This is a genomic window from Skermania sp. ID1734 (assembly GCF_007489285.1).
GTDB lineage: Bacteria > Actinomycetota > Actinomycetes > Mycobacteriales > Mycobacteriaceae > ID1734.
Genome location: NZ_VLIY01000002.1, coordinates 298,940 through 319,347 on the forward strand (window position 1 = coordinate 298,940; position 20,408 = coordinate 319,347).

General features: G+C 61.6%; 17 protein-coding genes. 13 read left to right on the forward strand and 4 right to left on the reverse strand.

Translation table 11 applies throughout. The features are described from left to right. The first annotated feature begins 45 nt into the window (after positions 1-45). Genes FOS14_RS03450 through FOS14_RS03465 form a run of 4 tightly spaced genes read left to right on the forward strand, consistent with a single transcriptional unit; the run spans position 46 to position 5,763 of the window. Positions 46-1,518, forward strand: coding sequence for a site-specific integrase (locus FOS14_RS03450; protein ID WP_255450033.1), 1,473 nt, complete (start codon positions 46-48; stop codon positions 1,516-1,518). Further along, positions 1,515-3,251 (forward strand): hypothetical protein, encoded by a 1,737-nt coding sequence (locus tag FOS14_RS03455; RefSeq protein ID WP_143768854.1) that lies wholly within the window; start codon positions 1,515-1,517, stop codon positions 3,249-3,251. The genes FOS14_RS03450 and FOS14_RS03455 overlap by 4 nt, the downstream gene beginning before the upstream one ends. Further along, the gene (locus tag FOS14_RS03460) at positions 3,248-5,356 is read left to right on the forward strand and encodes an integrase (protein WP_255450034.1); all 2,109 of its coding nucleotides are present in this window, start codon (positions 3,248-3,250) and stop codon (positions 5,354-5,356) included. Before FOS14_RS03455 ends, FOS14_RS03460 begins: the two co-directional genes overlap by 4 nt. Beyond that, positions 5,353-5,763: a hypothetical protein gene (locus FOS14_RS03465; RefSeq protein ID WP_221936652.1), complete on the forward strand. Its 411-nt coding sequence runs from the start codon at positions 5,353-5,355 to the stop codon at positions 5,761-5,763. Before FOS14_RS03460 ends, FOS14_RS03465 begins: the two co-directional genes overlap by 4 nt. Before the next feature lie 424 nt (positions 5,764-6,187). On the opposite strand, the gene FOS14_RS03470 is transcribed toward FOS14_RS03465, so the two are convergent. Beyond that, positions 6,188-7,480, reverse strand: a complete 1,293-nt coding sequence (locus FOS14_RS03470; protein WP_143768855.1) for an alpha/beta fold hydrolase — start codon at positions 7,478-7,480, stop codon at positions 6,188-6,190. Positions 7,481-7,807: 327 nt separating this feature from the next. On the opposite strand from FOS14_RS03470, the gene FOS14_RS03475 reads away from it, so the two are divergent. From FOS14_RS03475 to FOS14_RS03485, 3 genes are all read left to right on the forward strand, one after another. Continuing rightward, positions 7,808-8,479: a hypothetical protein gene (locus FOS14_RS03475; protein ID WP_143768856.1), complete on the forward strand. Its 672-nt coding sequence runs from the start codon at positions 7,808-7,810 to the stop codon at positions 8,477-8,479. 199 nt (positions 8,480-8,678) lie between these two features. Beyond that, complete coding sequence (locus FOS14_RS03480) at positions 8,679-9,188, forward strand: SdpA family antimicrobial peptide system protein (RefSeq protein ID WP_185981589.1); 510 nt, start codon at positions 8,679-8,681, stop codon at positions 9,186-9,188. Next, positions 9,173-10,216, forward strand: coding sequence for a sporulation-delaying protein SdpB family protein (locus FOS14_RS03485; protein ID WP_255450035.1), 1,044 nt, complete (start codon positions 9,173-9,175; stop codon positions 10,214-10,216). The genes FOS14_RS03480 and FOS14_RS03485 overlap by 16 nt, the downstream gene beginning before the upstream one ends. 353 nt (positions 10,217-10,569) lie before the next feature. Here FOS14_RS03485 and FOS14_RS03495 read toward each other — a convergent pair whose 3' ends face one another. Continuing rightward, on the reverse strand, positions 10,570-11,607 hold the full coding sequence (locus tag FOS14_RS03495; RefSeq protein ID WP_143768860.1) for a hypothetical protein: 1,038 nt from the start codon (positions 11,605-11,607) through the stop codon (positions 10,570-10,572). A gap of 88 nt (positions 11,608-11,695) precedes the next feature. Here FOS14_RS03495 and FOS14_RS03500 point away from each other — a divergent pair, with 88 nt between their 5' ends. The 6 genes from FOS14_RS03500 to FOS14_RS03525 all read left to right on the forward strand — a co-directional run bounded on the left by FOS14_RS03500 (position 11,696) and on the right by FOS14_RS03525 (position 19,023). Continuing rightward, the gene (locus FOS14_RS03500) at positions 11,696-12,241 is read left to right on the forward strand and encodes a TetR/AcrR family transcriptional regulator (protein ID WP_143768861.1); all 546 of its coding nucleotides are present in this window, start codon (positions 11,696-11,698) and stop codon (positions 12,239-12,241) included. Positions 12,242-12,578: 337 nt separating this feature from the next. Next, the gene (locus FOS14_RS03505) at positions 12,579-14,015 is read left to right on the forward strand and encodes a serine hydrolase (protein ID WP_143768862.1); all 1,437 of its coding nucleotides are present in this window, start codon (positions 12,579-12,581) and stop codon (positions 14,013-14,015) included. A 207-nt stretch (positions 14,016-14,222) separates the two neighbouring features. Further along, a complete protein-coding gene (locus tag FOS14_RS03510; protein ID WP_143768971.1) occupies positions 14,223-15,992 on the forward strand; it encodes a glycoside hydrolase family 15 protein in 1,770 nt (589 codons plus the stop codon). Between the two features lie 36 nt (positions 15,993-16,028). Then, positions 16,029-16,736 carry a DUF4282 domain-containing protein gene (locus FOS14_RS03515; protein ID WP_143768863.1) on the forward strand — a complete coding sequence of 236 codons (708 nt, stop codon included), beginning with the start codon at positions 16,029-16,031 and terminating at the stop codon, positions 16,734-16,736. A 98-nt stretch (positions 16,737-16,834) separates the two neighbouring features. Continuing rightward, complete coding sequence (locus tag FOS14_RS03520; protein ID WP_143768864.1) at positions 16,835-18,112, forward strand: DUF445 domain-containing protein; 1,278 nt, start codon at positions 16,835-16,837, stop codon at positions 18,110-18,112. A gap of 32 nt (positions 18,113-18,144) precedes the next feature. Continuing rightward, positions 18,145-19,023 carry an Abi-alpha family protein gene (locus FOS14_RS03525; RefSeq protein WP_185981591.1) on the forward strand — a complete coding sequence of 293 codons (879 nt, stop codon included), beginning with the start codon at positions 18,145-18,147 and terminating at the stop codon, positions 19,021-19,023. Between the two features lie 59 nt (positions 19,024-19,082). Here FOS14_RS03525 and FOS14_RS03530 read toward each other — a convergent pair whose 3' ends face one another. Further along, entirely contained in the window at positions 19,083-19,538 is a 456-nt protein-coding gene (locus tag FOS14_RS03530) for a hypothetical protein (protein ID WP_143768866.1), read from the reverse strand. Positions 19,539-19,686: 148 nt separating this feature from the next. Next, entirely contained in the window at positions 19,687-20,400 is a 714-nt protein-coding gene (locus tag FOS14_RS03535; RefSeq protein WP_370512155.1) for a rhomboid-like protein, read from the reverse strand. Between the last annotated feature and the right edge of the window lie 8 nt (positions 20,401-20,408).

Genomic DNA, 20,408 nt, shown 5'->3' on the forward strand with positions numbered 1-20,408 from the left:
GAAGGATGAGGTGGGCGATTGTTGGGGTCCTGGTCGGTGCACTGGGTGACAGGTTCGGTACCGGCGATGGATGGGAATCCGATTCTTGCCGCGTGGACCGATCTTGCCGATCGTGAGGTGGCGGTGGGGATCGGTCGTGGGGATCCGTTCATGGTGGGTCCGGATGGGCGGGTGGATCCGCGGCTGACCAGGTTCTTCAGCAGATCGTCGTTCGCGCGCCTTGCGCCGGCGACGAAGGTTTCCTACACCAACGACTATCGGGTGTTTTTCAACTTTTTGTGGATGCGCGGAAAAGTTTGGGATGCAACCGATTACGATGACCTGTTCGATTTCGAGGACTGGCGACGACGAGCACCGCACAATCCGGCACGGATCAGCGGAGCGAAGTGGAACCGCGAACTGGCCGCCCTGCAACGACTGTTCGGCTGGGCGGTATCGCAGCGGTTGCTCGACGCTAATCCGGTGCAGGTGAAGACGGTTCGCAACCGCTACGGTGATCCGATCGAAGTTGCCCAGGCGCGAGCCAAGGATGTGCGCTCGAGCAATGTGCGCTGGTTGACACCGCGGGCCTACCGGTTGTGGCGTGACGTCGGTCTGCGGGGTTACACGGGCGAGGATCGACGCGATCCGTCCTGGCGCGGACGTCACGACGACCGCAATGCGGCGTTCGCCGATGTGCTGTTCTGCAGCGGTCTGCGGCGCACCGAGGCGGCCTCGCTGCTGGTCACCGAGCTACCGCAGGCCACCACGATGGATCGGCGCTATGTCGATGCGCGCCTGGCGTCGGCGGTCGCCAAGAACGGGCGGGCGCGGACGTTCTACCTGTCGGCGCAGGTGGTGGCCGATGTTCAGACCTATGTCGCGACGAGTCGCCGTGCGGTGGTCAGGCTTGCTCAACAGACCGGCCGCTACGAGGACCTGCCCGAGATCCGGGTGCTCACCCATCAGTCTGGGCGGATGGGGCGGGTTTTGCACTGGAAGGACCGTCGTGGCCAGCTCGGGCAGGCTGGTCTGGACAACCTCGACCCCGACGAACGCCGTCTGCTGTTCGTCACCGGACCCGACGGGATCGAACCGCTGTGGTTGTGGCTGGCCCAGGACGGTAGCCCGTCCCGGCCGCACTCGTGGGAGGCGGTGTTCCGTGCCGGATCACAGCGTTGCGCAACGATGTTGGCGGGAAAGGTGACTGATCCACCGTTTTGCACTCCGCACATGTGCCGGCATTCCTTCGCGTTGCACATGCTCGTTGCGTTACACCACGCGATGGATCGCAAATTCGGCCTCACCGCCGAGGAACGCCGTGACTACCGGCTGCTCTACGGCGACCCGTGGCGAATGGTCAAAGACCTCCTCGGCCACGCCAGCGAGCAGACAACCCGAGACATCTATCTCGCGCCGGTCGCTGATCTGCAGATTCGCTCACTGCTCACCGGTGACGACGATCCAGATGTTGCCGAGTTGTTGACGCGGATCGCGGCGGCCTCCGAGCGCATCATCGACCGCGAGGACATCGCGTGACCCCGCCACCAGGTTCGCCGGCCGCCTTGCCCAGCGACGGTCACCGACGTCCATCGACGCTGGACCATACCGGACTGGTGGTGACCCACATCTGCGAAAAGGGTGACACCAGCATGGTTTACGACTTCGCCACGCTGCCCGTCCCGACCGCGCTGCAACGATCGTTGGCAACGGCGTTCGCCACCCAGGCAGCGGCGGGCGGACCGTGGCGCTCGGTGGTGACCAGCCAGGAGGTCTGGAGGCTTTTGAAGATATTCACCAAATTCCTTGCCGCCCAGCCGCATCCGACCGGCGATATCACAGACCTCTCGGTTGCCACGTGGAACACCTGGCGGATCAGTCGTCCCGACACCGCATCGGGACGGCGGCAGATCACGAAAATCGGGGCACTGCTGAGGACGCATCCAGACCTGCCGCAGCAGACGCACACCGCAACCCTGAAACGCATCAGATCCGTCGACAGCACTCAAGCCCCGTATTCGGGCCGAGAGCTGGAAGCGATCAGGTCGGCCGCGGCGGAAATGTTCGAGCAAGCCTGGTGGCGGGTCGTCGACAACAACAGACACCTTCGAGACTGGCAAGCCGGCCGATTCTCCCCTGACAGCACCAACGCACGGCTCGGGGAGGCATTGGAACACCTCGCCCGCACCGGTGATGTTCCACTCCACCCGACATTCCGGCGCTACGGAAGCCGGGTGCTACCAGACCGATACAACCGCGCCGTAGGAGGAACCGATCCTGAATCAAGCTGGCAGAGACTGTTTCTCACTCATGTCGAGATCGTCTCACTGGCTGCGTTGATGGTGATCTCCTACGGGTGGAACTCCACCGCCATTGCCGAACTCAACGTTCCCGACACCACGAGCGACCCCGGTGCCGATGGCGCCACGATCTACCGCGTCGAGCTCGAAAAACGCCGGCGCCGGCAGCCGCTGCGCTACGAAACACGCAACCTGACCGATTGGGGAACGAACTCGCCGGGCCACCTCATCGGCAAAGCGGTCCAAGCGACCGCTCCGGCACGAAACCTGCTCGCTGTGCATGGCACGGTGTCAACGCGATTGATGCTGTGGCACGTGCACTCGCCGCTGCTCGTGGACGACCCTACGACGATGATCCGCAGCGGATTCGACTCCGAGTCCCTCAGGAGGTGGCGCATTGTTACCGGCTTGGAGCTCAACTTGCGCCGGCTGCGCCGAACAGTGGTCGTGCAGCACCGCCGCACCCCCACCCAACACAGTCAGGATGTGCACGACAGCCTCTACGTGCTGCCGGACCCGGCCACACACGACAACGCGGCCCCGATCATCACCGCCGGAATCGACGCCGCCATCGAACAGGCCCGCGCGAGTGTGAAAGCCACGGTAACCCGTGAGGAAGGCGACGACGGACACGACACTGCCACCGCCACCTGCAGCGACTATCACCACAGTCCGTTCGGCGCGCACGGCTCGCCGTGCCGTGCCTCGTTTCTGTTGTGCCTGGCTTGTCCGAACGCCGTGGTGACACCGCGGCACCTGCCGCGGCTGGCCTACTTGCACCGTGCAATCGACAGCCTGCAAGACGTGCTGCCCGCCGCGGTATGGGATCACGACTGGCGCGAGCACCACGCCAGACTGTCGGCGCTGCAAGAATTCTCGTTCACACCCACCGAGTGGTCCGACGCTCTCGGTGAGCTGGACGCCACCGACCGAACCGTCATCGACGCACTATTACGCAGGGAGTTGGAGTGACCGCGCCATTGTCTGCTGGGCCGGCGCCGGGACCGGGACCCGACGATCTCCTCGTCGATCCGTCGACCGTCGAGGAAGCTCGCCGTGAACTGATTCCGCGCTACGGCGCGGCGAGCTGGCGGATCACCTTCGCCAGCGCGAACCCGTCGGTGGGTACTGCCGACCTGCATTGGGATACTTTTCCCGATGCACTGCGCGAGCAACTCCGTCATGCAGGCTGGGTGCTGCTGAAGTTTCCCGTTCCCGATCACCTTCTGAACGGCAGCACGCGCATGCGTGGGCACCTCAGTGCCTTGCGCAATCACCACACCCTGATTCATTGGCGGTGCTTCGCGCATTGGTTGGATCGTCGGGGAATCACCGAGCTGGCCCAGGTGTCCGAAAGCGTCCTGGGCGACTACAGCATCCACCTCGTCAAAGAACGTCGACTGCACCGCAACACCGTCGCGAGCATCCTCGGTGGGCTGACACGCCTGCACGCACATGCACCGTTGCTGCCTGAATCGGCCCGCATCCGACAACCACCGTGGGAGACAGAAGGCGTCGATGACTACCTGCCCGCAGCGACCCCGACCGGTGAGAACGCCTCGGAGGCCATCAATCCGGCAACGATGGGTCCGTTGCTGGTATGGGCGCTGCGGTTCGTGGAGATGTTCGCCACCGACATCCTCGCCGCCGATGCACAAGCCGCCCGTCTACGCGCCGCCACCGCCGCGGCAGCATCCGATCAGCGTTCCCGCGCCGCGGTCGCGGCCTATCTCGCCGATCTCGAAGCACGCGGCTTGCCGCTGCCCGCGCACAACCGTACCGGCACGGTATGGGCGGCCAAAACCTACATCGCCGCAATCACGGGCGCGCCGCTCGGAGTGGTCAGCTACGCGCTTCGCGCGCCCCGGTGGCGGCAATATCTGGCCGAGAACCCGGGACCGTGTCCCCTCGACGTCCCGATCACCGCGACCGTCGACGGACAGAAATGGATCGACGGGATCGACTTCCATGACGTGGCGGGGCTTGTGCAGCATCTCGACACCGCCGCGTTCATCGTCATCGCCTATCTCACCGGCATGCGGCCCAGTGAAGTCCTCGGACTACAGGCCGGGTGCTGTCCAGACCCGCCGGCACGCCAGGGCGGGACCCGCCGGCACCTCATCCGCGCCCGAGTGTTCAAAACCGCCTATGACGAGGACGGAAATCACCTCTCGGCGGGAGAGATCCGCTGCGCGCCGTGGGTGGCTGTCCCGCAGGTGGTCACGGCCATACGGCTGCGTGAGGCGCGGGTGGACGCCACCGGACTCTTGTTCGCCGGAGACCCAACCAATCAGCGTCCCGGTGGCCGCGCAGCGTCGTACGCCACACTGTCCAGACGCATCGAACAGTTCGTGGCCTGGGTCAACACCCATCACGGCGAGGACGCCATTCCCGCCGATCCGCACGGCAACATCGGCACCCGCCGATTCCGGCGCACACTGGCCTGGCACATCGCCCGGCGACCGGGCGGGCTGGTCGCCCTCGCAGTTCAATACGGACACCTGCGGACCATCATCAGCGAGGGCTACGCCGGGCGGCAGCGTGAGGGTATTCACGACATCCTCGACCTGGAAACCGCTCGCGCGGTCGCCGAACATCTCAGCGATGTCGAAGAATCCCTGGCCGACGGCGGCAAGGTGTCCGGCCCCGCAGCGCGTCGTCTCATCCTCGCCGCACACGAGCAACACCGCAGATTCGGTGGCATGGTCCTCAACCAGCGCCAGGCCAAGGCGCTGTTGTCCGACCCCGCGCTCACGGTGTTCCACAATCCCGAGGCCTACCTCAGCTGCAACTATGACCCGGCGCAGGCGCAATGCAATCCCGAAAATCTTGCATCGCAACGAAAGCGACCGACCACGCCGAGTCTTGACCGGTGCCGACCCAGCTGCGCCAATATCGCCCGCACCGACAGTGATGCAAGTCAGCTACGCGAGCGAGCTCAACACATCCGCTACCAGGCAGATACTGCCCTGACACCCGAGCCGATAGCCGAACGGCTGCGCCATCACGCGCGAGAACTCATCGAAATCGCCGACCGGCACGAACGCACTCGACTGGGCGACAAGGAGCCATCGTGACGCCAAACCACCGCGCCGAGATCCGCGCCGCCATGGACCGGTTACTGGCCGGCACCCCGCTGCGATCCGACGGTGCCCTCACCATCGTCTCGCTCGCTGCCGAAGCCGACATCAAAAGACACCTACTGACCCACCGGCACACCGACCTCAAAGACGAGTTCTACGCCCGCGTCCGAGCGCAGCATCACATCCCGGCCAGCGAACAGCAGCTCCGCACGGAACTGCAGGCGCTGAAAACCAAACTCGCCCGGGTCAATCGGAGCAACGCCGAGCTACGCGAAACCATCGAAGCTTTCGCGCGAATCATCAACGTCCTGACCACCGAGAACACGCAACTGACCCACCGACTCCACCAGGACACCCACAGCGTCACACCGCTGCGTCGAGGCGACGCGTCCCGGGTGTGATGGGTACCGACCAAACGAAGCGAGGGTGCCCAGAACGTTGGCACCCAGGAAACGATGCGGGATAGCGGTGCCGGGACTCATGTTCCACGCTACGGTCGAGGCCATGTGGATGCGCTTGACCGAGCAGCCGTGGTTCGGGCCTCAACCCGACTCGGGCTTCGGTTGGGCCCCTCGGTCATGGCAAGGCTGGCTCGTCGCCGTGGGATTTCTGGCGCTGATGGTCGCCAGTTGCTTCGCCTTCTCTGGTACAGCCACGACCGTGGCAATCATTGTCCTGGCGGTGACACTCTGTGGTGTCTGTGCCGTGACCGGTGATCCGCCCGGGATTACTTGAGTCACCACCCGCCCGCAAAGGCGCAATGCCGAACCATCACACCCCGTATCACGGTAGGAAGCCTGCCGATTTTCCCAAAAAATGCGCTATTCACGAATTTCCCTGCGTTGTCAGCCATGTAGCGATGTCGTCGACCACGACCGGGTCCATGTGCTGGTCGGGTTGTCGGTATTCGGCGGGCGAGGATGGCCCAGCGCCTGGAACGAACAGGTGATTGTGCTGTGGATATACCCGGATTGTGACGTTCGGGCGATCAGCCAGTGCCGCCTGCCAGCCCGCTAGATCCTCGGCCACGGTGGCCTGATAGTCGCGACCCCCTTGGAGCACCAGGATGGGTTTATTCAGATCTGCCGCTACCGCCGGCGAGTCGTAGTGGCGCAGGTCGAGCCAGTAATGGGCGGGCACGCCGAACGGCAACTCGTTGTCGGGTGTCTGCGGCGACAGTTCAAGACTGTCAACCAAGGCGGCCTGATTCGACATCGACTCGATGCTCGCCTGCGCAGCCGCACTAGTTTCCGGGTTGAGCGAGGATAGATAACGAGCCTGCCGTAGTGCAGCCCGGTGCAGTGGGTAGGTCCCCCCCGCCATGATCACCAGGCCTGCGATCGATGGCTCGGTCGCCCCGACGCGCGGAGCGGCGGTGCCTCCCAGGCTGTGGCCCAGCACGAAGACCCGCGCTGGATCCACATGTTCGGATAGCGATTGGAGCAGGCGGACAGCGGCCACGGCGTGATCGACGTATTCGTTCGTCAACGAGAACTTTTTGATCTCGGCGATCTCGCGCGGGTGGGCATAGGTCACTTTGTCGAAACGCAGCACGACAATGCCCCGCGTGGCCAATCCCCACGCCAGGTCTTTGAACGGCTTGTTGGGGCCGATTGTCTCGTCGCGATCCTGCGGTCCGGATCCGGCGAGCAGAACCACAGCCGGACATCGATGCGGCAGTCGAGGCATGGTCAACGTGCCGGCGACCGCGAGCTGGCCGGAACCGACGGTCACCTCGCGCTCATCGAGCATGTCCGGGTCCGCGTACTCCGGTACGTGCCAATCCGGTTGCGGCCCGTCCTCAGCGATCAGCGCCAGAGCGACCAGTTGTCCGGAGTCGTCGACCGATACGGCGACGTTCGTTGCGCCCTTTTCACCGGCGACGGGAAGCACGACCGTCGATGCTCCCGGCGGGCCTGCTGGTTGGCGCAGTGGATCCCCGACGCCGCGGATACGGCCGATTCGTTCGATCTCCGTGATCCATCCTGCTCGCAGGGCATCGACAGACAACAAGCCTCTGAGATTCGGCGCGAGCATGTCATAGACGTCCGAAAACTGTTCCCCCGCCAGTTTTTCGAGCACGAGCACCGCGGTTGCCGTCGGTTCAACCTCTGACATCGCCTACCCCCTTCTTGTTGCCGGCACGTCTTCGGATCACCATCGCATACCCCTCGACGCATTCAGCGGGTTCAGCGAAAATCTTCTGCCAATTACGCTCTTCGCTCCGTTCGAAACACCCTCCTACCCAATAGTCGTTCACTGATAACTAATGTTCGGTATGGAAATACGGGGAAAACAGACTGAAAGTTCGTTCACCGCTCAATTAAATTGTTGGTAATATTTACGGAAATTCCGCTAGTTCTGATGCTTGGTCCTCGATGGTGATGTAAGTTCCGATCAAACGTCGGTCAACCAGGCGGCGGCCAATATATAAGGGGGGTCAAAATGAATTTGCGGTCTCGTAAGCTGGGTGTTGCGGCGGCTTTGGCCATATCGATCGCGGGGTTTGCGACATGGAATGAGATATCTCCATCGTCGTCCGCACCCGAGCGCTCGGCGAAGGCGAGCTCCGCCCCGTCCGCGGAGGTCAAAGGCACTCGCGACGATGGAGAGAAAATCTTCCGCGCCCTCGCGTTCGGGCAGGGTGACATGGCCTACGCCTTGGGAGCCGAACCGATTCTCTCCACCTACCGCACAACCTATTCACTTAACAACCGCCCCGACCGCAAGGCTCTGGCTGACCGTGTCATTCACGATATCGACACGGCCGATTCCAACTTCTTCGCGACTTTCTCTATACAGATGCGCTCCGGCGACCCGTTCAAGGTCGGTACCGCAATCGACCGAGCGGAGTCAACTGCCGTTAGTCACCTGGCCGCCCAGCCGATTCCCACGCCTCCGGTCACGCCTCAGGGTATATACATCAACTTTCAAACGAACTTCAACTTGGTATTCAACATCAATACCTTCGTAAACGAGAATCTCGCATTCAATCTCAACATCTATCGCGCCCCCGTTGCACCGGTGCCCAACACGAACAATCTCGACTACAACAACTTCACTCGCGAGACAGCAGTAGCAGCGATAACCTCCGACCTCGGATCCAACCGGATTTGAAAGTTTATCCAGGCGTCATTTGATCTTTCAGATGCAGATTTCATCGGTTGAGACATGCGCGCGTACTGGCGATGAGCAGGGCCCGGGCGAACTCGGGGAACGGTCCGATCTGGTGGCGGAGCCAGCGCGGTCTTCACCACCAGCGCCGCCGCAAACCGTCCCCGTGCCCTTGAAGACACTCGTCGTTCTCATGATTCCCGTGGTACTCGTAGCGCTGTGGGTTGCAGAAGCCCAGTTGCCCGCCAACGTGCTGAGCATCCCGCAGCAGCTTGCGGGCGGAACGCGTGCTCTGGTCCACCTGTTTCCGCAAGGATGGGCGTTCTTCACGCGTACGCCGCGAGAAGAGCAATTCAACGCCTACGCGCCCGACGGCCCGCGATTGGTGGCGCTCGACAGAACCCCGCACTCGGAGATCAGAAATATTTTCGGCTTGAATCGCCGCTCGCGAAAGCAACTCGCCGAACTGACACTGATATTGGATCGTGTGACCGACAAAGACTGGCAATCGTGCACAGCATCGGACCTCGACTGCTTCCGATCCCTACAATCCACAACGTCAGTCGATAATCCACAGCCGTTCCCGAACTACTGCGGAACGGTGATCGTCATCGGCCGAGAGATGGTGCCTTGGGCATATCGTCAGATGACGCAAAGTACGCTCACAAACAAGCGCGTAGTGCGATTGGACGTTCATTGCAAGGCAAAATAGCGGCATGGAGCAAACGAACCGTTCGCATCCCGATTCCATGGTCGAATTGGTACGGCATAGCGCGCTCCACATTGGCATTGAGCCCGCTTCTCACTTTAATGTGCACGCGACCCGAAAACCTCTTTTTTCCAACCGAAGGCATGAACCAGGCAGTTCATTGCGACGGGTTGTCACGATACGGGTTGTTCTGCCTGGACCATGGTGACCATCTGGACCTGCTGCGATGGATCTCGATTCTGACCCTGATTCTCGTCGCCTCCGGTTGGCGACCACGAATAACGTGTATCCCGCACTGGTACGTCGCCATAAGCTTCTTCACCAACTGCGTTATCCCCGAAGGCGGCGATCAGATCTCCGCGATCATGGCTTTGCTGCTCATACCCGCGTGTTTGTCAGATCCGAGGCGCTGGCATTGGGTCGCGATGGCGTCGACTGATGGCGACAGAAAGCAAAGTACAGTCGCGAAGCTGTCGACGACGGCCGGTGCTATAGCTATCGGCGTCGCGAAGCTGCAGGTCTCTTGGGTATATCTGCAGAGCGGGATATCGAAGCTTAGTCACGATGTGTGGATCGATGGCACAGCGATGTATTACTGGTTTCGGCACGCCTATTTCGGCGCACCGGGTTGGTCGCGACCGGTATTGCTTTCGCTCTCGTCACAGCCCGTTACAGAGGCGGTTATCACCTGGTCGCCGATCGCATTGGAAGTCACTTTGGGAGTCAGTCTGCTCCTCCCTCGACGTCTCAAGGTCAAGTTTCTGCTTCCAGCCGGGATCACATTTCATTTCCTGATCGGACTGTCAATGGGGCTGTGGAGCTTTGCCTTCGCGATGTGGGGCGCCCTGATCATCTTGCTGATTCCAGCAGGGAGCCAAATCCAATCGGCGCACATAACGCGCCGCCTGCGAGGAGTCCTAAACCGCGCGAAACCACAGAGCCACGACAAGGACAAAGCCCAACACGTCGAAAACATCGACCGGGGTCGCGATACGAGTCGACGAACCGACGAACACGTCACGGCCTGCTAAATAGCGCAGTGCCCTGCAGTGTTCTCCTTCGCCCGCTCGAGCGACAGCTAAGAAAAAGTCCGCTCACTGATCCTCTCCAGTGTTCTCGAGGCATCCTCGGGACTGCCTATGCCTTGGCTGGGCGCCCGCGCGGCTTCCGCGCGGGCCAATGCGGTGAAAGTTCGGTGAGGAAGCGATCCGGATCCTCCGCGAAAGCCGACAGGCACGCCTCAACGAACCCCCTCAATTCGAGATCTCGAGCCATCAATTCCCCGTGCGCTCGACGCTTGATTTCGGCCGGCACCCGCACGGTCAAAGCAGGATCGGCGTGCTGACTGCTCACCCTTGAAGAGCTTGCCATAAATGGCTTGCCACTAACAAAAAGTCAAGATAGAATAAGTGGCAAGCCACTTAACCACCCATCGAGGTTGGTGGAGGCACAACACGGCAGGAGTTGGCAGGGAAGTCATGTGCAGAGCGGCGGCCGTGCCCTTCGCAATACGGGTGGACCCGACGGTGAAGTCTTGCTTCGCAGGGATAGCGCGCAAAGACCGCTGTACGCGGATATCCGACGTTCCGGCCCCGAACAATGCGTGGCCGACATTTCCCGTGAGATCGCCGTAGTAGAAATCTCCCGCTTTGGCGAGGAAGAACGTCTCGTCGATGTTCTTGGTTAGCTGTCCGAAGCCGAGTGCGTTCAGTCCACCCCACATGCCGTCCGGGGACGAACTGAAGTCGAGCGCCTCGATGAATCGAACGTGTCTGACGCCAGGCATCAGTCGGGCCATTCGGAGCGCGAGTCTTTCGACCATGAAGGTCGGGTGGGCGCCGGTTCCGTGCAGCGTCACGTTCCCTGCCCGGCAGGCCGCCATTAATCGCTGTGTCGTTGCCCGAGGGGGAAACCGCTTGTCGACCCGATTACCGATGACGGCATCGGTAATCGGGTCCATCGGCTTGACCGCGGTGAGCAACCGGGCCGCGCGTAGGGTCCACTTTTCTGCATCATTGCGTGCTGCACCACGTGCCTGGGATAGCTCCCGCAGCCGGGCCGTTGGTGATTGGGCCTGATTGAGCCAGTTCGGCATTGCGACGTTGTGATAGGACGCGGTGCTGACGACATTCTTGCCGGACTCGAGAATTGCGATCACATCATCGTCGAGACCCTCGGGGATTGACTGGGGTCTCGGAGTGACGATGACGCAGTCGGCATCGAGCGCGAGTATGTCTGTCTTGGACGTGGTCGCCGGGACCCCGATCGGATCGAGTCCGATGAGTTCGCCGGCATCCCGTCCATGCTTGTGCGGACTGAAGACCTTCATGCCGACAAGTGCCATGTCGTCCCGAGAATGAACGGCTCGGGCGACGGCTGAACCGACCTCCCCCGGTCCCCAGACGACCACACGTATAGCCATCAGCGGCTCACCTTCCCTAACTTACAAGATGCAAGTTAACTTATTGAGTGTAAGTTAGGATGTCAACATGCCTCCTACACAGACTCGAATGCCGGGACCGGCGCGGCAGGCGCAGATCCTCGACGTATGCCGGCGCCTCGCGGTCACGGAGGGATACGAGGACGTCACCTTGGAGCGCGTGGCGCGCGAGTGCAACATCACGCGCACGGTCATCTACCAGCAGTTCGGCGGTCGAGAAGGCATGCTCACGGCCCTGATCGATCGGGAGATCGCGAACACGGCGGCTGGATTCGCCGAAGCGACGAGCGGTGTCCGAGATGGCGATGTCGCCACGGCCGTGCGGCGTGTGCTCGAGGCGGTCGATGCCGATGCAGACACCTGGCGACTGTTCATGTTGCCGGCGATTGGGGCACCGCCGGAGTTATACGACCGGCTCGAGCGCGGTCGTTCCCTTGTTCGGCGCTATCTCGCCGAGTCGGCACGTCGCCTCGCAGTTGGCGACGCTGTCGACACAGAGATCTTTGCGCGGTTGGTCCACGCTGCCGCGGACGAAGCGGTCCGGCTGCGACTCACCCATCCCGAGGTCTACTCGATAGATCGACTGGTCAAGCAAATAGTCCGGCTAACCGAATGACCGTGTCCACCTGGTCGCGAGATTCTGCCGGTGACCGAAATCCTTATCGTGTTCGCGAAATTACAGAAGAATTGGGTCAACTATTTCGGCCCGGCAAGAATGGAGGCAACGGTGCCCTGCTGTATTGCATTAACGTACCTAGTCGAGTGCATTCGGCGTCTACTGCCGACTTCAGGGCGATCGAAGATGGCGGTTCAGGATTTCGCACCGACAGCAAGCAGGCCGGGTCCAGTAGGTACGACTCCTCGACAAGCCGCATGACGTCCCCGGCATCCATTCGGATCTGCTCAGCGAATAGCGTCGACGCCCCAATATCGGGTTGGAACTCAGGAATCTGATGTCAGATAACAACAATCGTTACGCCGCCGTTCGTCGCGCATGGATGGCACGCATTTCCGCCCTACTATCGGTCGGTGTTCTCGCTGCCCTGAGCCCAACCGCCCTGGCCGCTGCCGATCCTGGTCCTTCGCCGTCGCCGAAGGTCACCGCCGACAGCGCCGAGACACTGCTCTCCGCGGCACAAGGCGGACAACTGCTCGGAGTACCGCCGCTGCGCGACCTCGTCGCCGGCGCAGGCGCCAAGTTCGCGTCACCGGAGTACTGGAACAACTGGGTGTATGAGGCACTGCAGCATAACAAGTACCTCCTCCCCGACTCGGTGGATCCGGTGAAGCCGGACGTCTTCCTGCCGCATGCCCAGATCGACGCCGGCCCCACCGCGTCTCCCCTCCTCTCCGCTTTCGTGGACCTACGCGACGTCACCTACCAGTACGACGGCCGGACCAAGAAGCTGGCGGACTTCCTCAACGACGACGAAACCGACTCGATCACCTTCGTGCACAACGGCAAACTCGTCGGCCAGTACTTCGCCAACGGCTGGCGCCAGAGCGAACAGCACCAGGCGTGGTCGGTCACCAAATCGTTCGTCTCGGCCGCGGTCGGTATCGCCCTGGATCAGGGCCGCATCGCGTCGCTGGACGACCCGATCAACACCTACGTCCCCGAACTCGCCGGGACCGCGTGGCAAGGAACCACGATCCGCAACATCCTTGAAATGCGCTCGGGCATCAAGTGGGACGAGGAAGCCCAACAATTACAAGACAATTCGCAGTTCATGGAGTGGATCGACATGAGTCTGTACCAGTACTCGAACGGGCGGCTGGGCAAGACCCGCAACCAATACCTGCGGTCACTGCCGCGCGTCGAACCGCAGGGAGCGCATTTCAGTTACGACAGCGCCAACCCCCAGGTGCTGGCCTGGATGCTGGAGAAGTTGTATCACCAGTCGTTCGCCCAGATACTTTCCGATCAGCTCTGGAAGCCGCTCGGCATGGAGGCGCCAGCCTTCATCATGACCGACTCGACAGGTGCAGCCGTGGCGTCCGAGGAGCTGTTCGCACGCCCCAACGACATGGCTCGGTTCGGCGAAATGATGCGCAACGACGGCGTCAATTCACAGGGCCGCCGGATTCTGTCAGCCGCCTATATCCGAGAAGCAACAACCGACATGAAACAGGGCGCCAAAGACACCGGCGACGCGCCGTCCGGCGGCTACGGGTACCAGTGGTGGCAAGGCCCAACCCCAGATAGCTTTCAGGCAAATGGATTTCAGGGGAACTACATAACAGTGCAGCCGAGTCAATGCCTGACCGGCGTACGACTCGGTCACACCATAGCCTTCGATAGCACCGGTACATTTGCAGACCAGGCCAACCCCGAGTGGAGCGCGGTATTCCGCGCGGTCGCCGCAAGACTTGGCGGCTGCCCACACTAAGCCCTGCAACTGCTGCGCCGCCGCCCCAGCGATTCATTCGCCGTCAGATCGTGTCCCGGCGAGCGGGTGGCTTGTGGTCGGCGCGTCGTGTTTTTCGGCAAGTGCAGGTTTCAGTTCGCTGTGATGTGGATAACAGACCGATGACCGTGAACGTCGGTTACAGACACAGATGACGCGGACGGGGCTGAAGTGAGCAAATTGCCGGACATGGACGTTGAGCACACCTTCCACCCGCATATTCTGCGGGAGTACGCCGTGCTTGCCGACGGTGAGCGCGGCGCGTTGATCGGCCCGACTGGAAACATCGCCTGGTTGTGCGCGCCGCATTGGCATTCACCCGCGGTATTTTCCGCGTTGTTGGGCGGTGCCGGTTTCTTCGTGGTTCGTCCGACGGCGCCCAGGTTCGCGTGGGGCGGCTATTACGAGGACCGGTCGTTGATCTGGCACAGCAGATGGGTGGTCGATGACGGACTCATCGAGACCCGAGAAGCGCTGGGGATACCGGCCGATCCCGACACGGTCGTGTTGCTGCGAAGGGTGCTGGCAGTCGATGAAGACGCCGAGGTACGGGTCGAACTCAACGTACGCGCGGGCTTCGGCCGCAACCGGATGACCCGTCTGCGTGGGGAGGACGGCATCTGGACGATGTCCTCGGGAAGCCTGCATGTGCGCTTCAGCGGCGCAGCGAATGCAAAGGTTGATTCCACGGGTGCGTTGGTATTCGATCTCCGGGTCCGGGCCGGCGAGCACCATGACCTCGTTCTGGAAATGTCCGATAAGCACCTCGCCAAGGAACCGGTCGATGCTCAGGCATGTTGGGACGCAACCGAGCACACGTGGAAGAAACGGGTGCCCCTGATCCAGCACAGCCTTGGGGACCGAGATTCCGAGCATGCGCTTGCCGTGTTGACGGGTTTGACTAGCAGCGGCGGTGGGATGGTGGCTGCCCCGACATTGGCGTTGCCGGAGCGGGCCCGGCGCGACCGAAACTACGACTACCGTTATTGCTGGATCCGCGACCAGTGCTTTGCGGGGATGGCGGCCGCGGAGGTAGGCAACGAGCGGTTGTTGGCTGAGGCGCTGCGTTTCGTCAGCGAACGCATATTGACCGACGGACCCGACCTCAAGCCGGCCTACACCATCGATGGCGGTCCTGTCCCGGACGAGGCGCCCTTGCAGCTGCCCGGCTATCCCGGTGGACATCCAAAGACCGGAAACTGGGTCAACAAACAGTTCCAGCTCGACGTCTTCGGAGACGTGCTGTTGCTGTTGGCTGCCGGTTCTCGCCGCGATCAGCTCGATGTGGTGCACTGGCACGCCATCGAGAAGACCGTCTCGGTGATCGAGAAGCGCTGGCAAGAGCCCGATGCCGGGATCTGGGAGATCGATGACAAGCGTTGGGCCCATTCACGATTGAACTGTGTGGCCGGGTTGCGAGCGGTCGCCGCTGTTGCGCCGGCCCCGCAGGCGGCGCTATGGACGAGTCTGGCCGAGACGATCTTGGCTGACGTTTCTGGCGATTGTCTGCATTCGTCTGGTCGGTGGCAACGGGCGCCCGATGACGAGCGGGTCGACGCGGGCTTATTGCTTCCGCTGATGCGTGGGGCGGTGCCCGACGACGATCCGCGCACTCGGGCAACACTCGATGCGGTGCGGCGCGAACTCTGTGTCGACGGGTACGTGTACCGCTATCGCCAAGACGCACGGCCGTTGCATGACGCCGAGGGCGCATTCCTGTTGTGCGGCTACGTCATGGCGTGGGCATCACACAGAGCCGGCCACGATGTCGAAGCATTGCGGTTGTTCGAACGTAACCGCGCCGCTTGCGGTCCGCCGGGTCTGTTCACCGAGGAATACGACGTTGTGCAGCGTCAGCTTCGCGGCAACATTCCGCAGGCGTTCGTGCACGCGATCATGCTCGAGTCGGCGCATTGCTTGGCCGATCTCGATCCGGCTGACAAAGAGACCGCATCGTAGAGGTAGCTCGGAGACTCCCGATCGGAGGCAGCGCGCATGTCCGACCACAACATGGACGCCGCGGACGCGGCGAAGACCGCAGCCGAAGGCGTCGTCGAAGGCGTCAAAGGCGCCAAAGGGAAAGCGAAGCAAGCAGCGGGAGCGGTACTCGGCACCGACGAAACGGGCGACCGCGCCGCAGCAGACGAGGACTCGAGCCGTTCGAAATCCGACTCAGACGTCGGCGGCGGAGGCGGCAGAAACGCCGAGAACTCGCCTAGCAAACAATCGCCCGCGCCGGTCGATCGACCGGAAGCCAGCGAGCCGCGAGAGACCCCTGGCGTGTCATTTTTGCGCGGGATCTTCGATTTCAAATTCAAAACAACCCTCACCGAGAGACTTACCCCATCGATCTATGCAGCGGGCTTGCTGCTTGCCGTGGCGGTCCCGGTGTGGTTCGGGCTTTCGATTTTGCACTCGGACTTGATACTCGGCATTTTGTTCTTGTGCATTGCCGGACCGGTCATTTTTTTCGGTCTTGCCGCCCTCATTCGCGTTGCATTGGAGTTCTTCGTGGCGATGCGGCAGTTCGTTCGACAGTTCCAGGAACTGGTGGGACTCGCCCGGTCGCTGCAGACGAGCATGGACAACCTCGACGTCCCGATGTCCAACGTCGGCGAATTGATCGCGGATCTGCAATCGCTGCAGTTCTGGCGACGTTCCGGCAAGCCGGAGAAACCGCTGCGGGAAGAGGACTCGCCGTGACCACGACTTGGCGTGTCGATGCCGCCGCTGTATGTCCGCTTCTTTGAACGAGAAATTTGATGATCCGCTGGTCGTGAAAACTGTCTGATGGGGTGGAGATGCAGAAAATTCTTGAAGACTTCCTTAATGATTGGCGCTGGATTCCCTACCTGTCCGTGATCGTGATCGCCGGCTTGATCGGTTACCTGACGAAGTTGGCCGCAATCGAGATGATGTTCAAGCCGATCGACTACTGGGGCGTCCATCTGGGGCCGATTCCATTGGGCTGGCAGGGCATTATCCCGCTGCGTGCGGCGCACATGACCAGCGTGGCCACCAACAAGATCGTCGGTGATCTACTCACCCCGGCCGAAATATGGTCGAAACTCGATCCCGAGGTGATCATGAAAGAAATCCGCGAGCCGTTGATGGACTCGCTGGATGCGATCACCCAGGAGGTAGCCGTATCGGTTGCCCCGGAGATATGGGGAAACATGCCTGGGCCGGTCAAGGACCGGCTTCTTGTCCGGGTACGGGAGCGAGCGCCCGGTGCGATGCAGCACGTGATGGAGGACGTCGAAGCCAATGTGGAGGACGTCTTCGACCTCAAAGCGCTCACCACCCGCGCATTGGTATACGACAAGCGATTACTGCAACGGATTTTTCGCAAGGCCGGCAAACAGGAGTGGAGATTCATCCGCGGCTTCGGCGGCTTTGCTGGACTGGGCATCGGCGTTATCCAGTTGGTGTTGTACCTCATTCTGCACGTGCCTTTGATCAACCCGATCATGGGTGCACTCAATGGTTTTCTCACCGACTGGTTCTGTATCAAGTTCTTGCTTTTCGAGCCGAAACGACCGAAGAAGTACTTCGGCCTCATCACCTGGCAAGGACTGTTCTTGAAATACCAGCAGGAAGTGGCTCAGGAACTCGCCAACATCGTCGCCGACAAGGTCATCACCGCCGACACCGTCATCGACTCGATCATGCGGGGGCCGAAGTCGGACCGGTTCTTCCTCATCGTCGAACACCACATCGGCAAACTGATCGAAGAAGAATTAGGATTCACCGCACCAGCTGTGAAAACAGTGGTGGGCACCGCGAATTTCGCCAAGATCAAGGCGATGATGGCCGATCGCGTGATGGTGTCCTTGCCGGACACGATGCACGCCGCTAGTGACTACATCGAAGACACCCTCGATATCCGGAACACGTTGGCACAGCGGCTCGCCGAACTGCCGCCAGAGGAGTTCGAGGGAATTCTTCGCCCGGCATTTCATCAGGACGAATGGACGCTGATTTCCACCGGCGCCATCCTCGGCGCGGTTGCAGGTTTTCTGCAGGACGGCGTCCTGATGGTGGCTGGAATCAGCTGCTTCCATCTCAAATGCGAATAGTAGACCACCTTTTACAAATTGAGGATTATGTCATGAACCGGGTCACCGGAGTACACGAACTGCAGACCATTCCTCCTGTTGCACTCGCCCGCGGGATTATCCGTCGAGCCGGGTCGGCCTCTGTGCGGCTGCGGGCATTGCCGATCGACGGCTTGGAGGTCGCGGCTAGGTTCGTGCCGTTCGCGACGGTCCGGTCGTCGATCGCGATGACCGAGGGAATTTTGCGACAAATGCTGGGATCAGAAGACGCCAAGAAAGCCGAGGCGTCGAAGCTGTACCCCGGGGAGACCGAAAGAATCCGGGGGGACGCTTTCACGGCCCCGCCCGATGCCCGTACCTCGGTGCGGTCCATGGTTCACGACTTGCTTGATCGCTCAGTCCGCCAAAGTCCGGAGCAGGCGCTAGAGGCAAGCTACAAGCAGGTGCTGATCCAACTGGTGCCAGATGAAGCGCGCATCTTGCACACTCTCGCCGACGGCAAACCGCGAGCGATGGAACACATCGGCACCGGTCGGCTGGGCGGATCGGCCGACCGAATGCTCAGGCGCTATATCTCCTCGGTCGGCACAGAAGCAGGGGTGCGTTGTCCCGACCTGGTACCGAAATACCTGGCGCATCTGCTCGATCTGGATCTCATCGAAATCGGCGACGAGGAGGAATCGCTGCGCGAGCAGTACGAAATCCTCGAGACCTACGGCGAGATCGAGGGTGCCGAGGAGGAGGGCAAATCGGAAACATCGTTGCTCAAGCTGCAATCGGTGGTCAAAGAGAAGCACTCGGTCACCATCAGCGAACTCGGCAAGAAGATTTGGGATTACGCCCACCCCGACACGCACTCGTTCGCCATCGCAGAGCAGCGCGATGAACCATCCATCGATATGAGCGGTGACCTGCCACCCGAGCCCGAATAGCCAGCTGTCAATGACACGAACCTTGTCACTGCGGCGAACGATTTAAGCGCGAGAATTTCCTAATCCCAAATCCCGTAGTCGACGACCCAAATGCCGCCATTTCCTTGCTTTGCCGGCTGGGTCAGGTGCAACTCGACTCGGCTGCCGCCCGCGGCATTGGTGACGAACGCGATGTTCGGCCGCCCGAACGCGACACTGTCGAGCTGCCAATTGAACCTGTTGCGAACGAATGCTCGCGCGACCGAAGCCTGATCAAGTCGCCACGGCTGGTGTCCGGCGTCAACCGACTGCTGCAACTGCTGCGCTGCCGCCCCAGCGATTCCTTCGCCGTCGAATCGTGTTCCGGCGAGCGGGTGGCTCGTCGTCGGCGCACTCGTCGCTGGCGCCGACGTCATGGGGGCTTGCGACTGCGCTGGCGCATTCGACGAATTGCTGCCCCCGCACGCGCTCACGACCGCCGCCGCGGCCAACGCAACGATCAACCCCATTCGGGTCCGCGTAACAATCGGCGCCATGGCTGCACACCTCAGTGTCGACGGAATTCCACGTATCTTTAGTGCGTCTAATGAGCTGCGAACAAAACCTCTTTGTGCCTCTTTGCCCCGACGCGTACCCGAAGTTCGCAAAAATAAAACGTGGGTTTACGACCCCACTCCCCCAGTGTCAATGTTGTTCCTGCCCAGACGTTCCTGTGTGTTCGAACCAACTCTTGAGGGTCTCCACAGGATCCCAGACTTCCCTGTTGGCTCGCGTCAGTGGATAACAGGCAAGGCCGAGCAACAGCGCGGTGAAGTGGCCGATGTCGGTGAACGTGATGCGCCCGACAAATCCGAGTCCGTACCAGCCAAGCGCCCCAAGGAGATACACATAACGCCACGGCGTCGCGATCCGGTACGTCAACACTCCGACGACGCCGGCCAGCGCATAGCTGACGCCCACATCCAATGTGTTGACAGCCGACGGTCGGGCCACGCCGTCCCTGATGGCCATATACAGCACACCTTCGCTGATGTACGTGGCGCCGACATGCGCGACCGCCACTACCCACAGCCATCGAAGAGTCCCGAGCCAACGCTCCGCCGGGACATGAAAGATGTTGTACAAGAACAGATAACTGACCCAGAGCCCGCCGTCGATCCACAGCGCGCTGAGCAGCAGAACTCGAAGCGGATCTTCGGCGAGATGGTGCAGGTTCGTCGACCGGTTTCCGAGCACCACGTGCAAATGTTCCGGCGACAAGCTATGCGCCACGGCCGTGGTCGCGAACAGGATCGCCAGCCAGATCATGGTGCCAGGCGCGCGCCGCACGTAATGCCACACGCCCAACGCGACCGACGAGATGTTCCGTCGCGCCCGGACGGACGGCCGTTCGGTCACCGGGCCGG

What these genes read in the sequence shown, in the direction of transcription:
- FOS14_RS03470 (WP_143768855.1), bottom strand. Translation starts at nt 7,480, where the DNA reads ATGTCAGAGGTTGAACCGACGGCAACCGCGGTGCTCGTGCTCGAAAAA.
- FOS14_RS03475 (WP_143768856.1), top strand. Translation starts at nt 7,808, where the DNA reads ATGAATTTGCGGTCTCGTAAGCTGGGTGTTGCGGCGGCTTTGGCCATA.
- FOS14_RS03495 (WP_143768860.1), bottom strand. Translation starts at nt 11,607, where the DNA reads ATGGCTATACGTGTGGTCGTCTGGGGACCGGGGGAGGTCGGTTCAGCC.
- FOS14_RS03500 (WP_143768861.1), top strand. Translation starts at nt 11,696, where the DNA reads ATGCCGGGACCGGCGCGGCAGGCGCAGATCCTCGACGTATGCCGGCGC.
- FOS14_RS03505 (WP_143768862.1), top strand. Translation starts at nt 12,579, where the DNA reads ATGTCAGATAACAACAATCGTTACGCCGCCGTTCGTCGCGCATGGATG.
- FOS14_RS03510 (WP_143768971.1), top strand. Translation starts at nt 14,223, where the DNA reads ATGGACGTTGAGCACACCTTCCACCCGCATATTCTGCGGGAGTACGCC.
- FOS14_RS03515 (WP_143768863.1), top strand. Translation starts at nt 16,029, where the DNA reads ATGTCCGACCACAACATGGACGCCGCGGACGCGGCGAAGACCGCAGCC.
- FOS14_RS03520 (WP_143768864.1), top strand. Translation starts at nt 16,835, where the DNA reads ATGCAGAAAATTCTTGAAGACTTCCTTAATGATTGGCGCTGGATTCCC.
- FOS14_RS03525 (WP_185981591.1), top strand. Translation starts at nt 18,145, where the DNA reads ATGAACCGGGTCACCGGAGTACACGAACTGCAGACCATTCCTCCTGTT.
- FOS14_RS03530 (WP_143768866.1), bottom strand. Translation starts at nt 19,538, where the DNA reads ATGGCGCCGATTGTTACGCGGACCCGAATGGGGTTGATCGTTGCGTTG.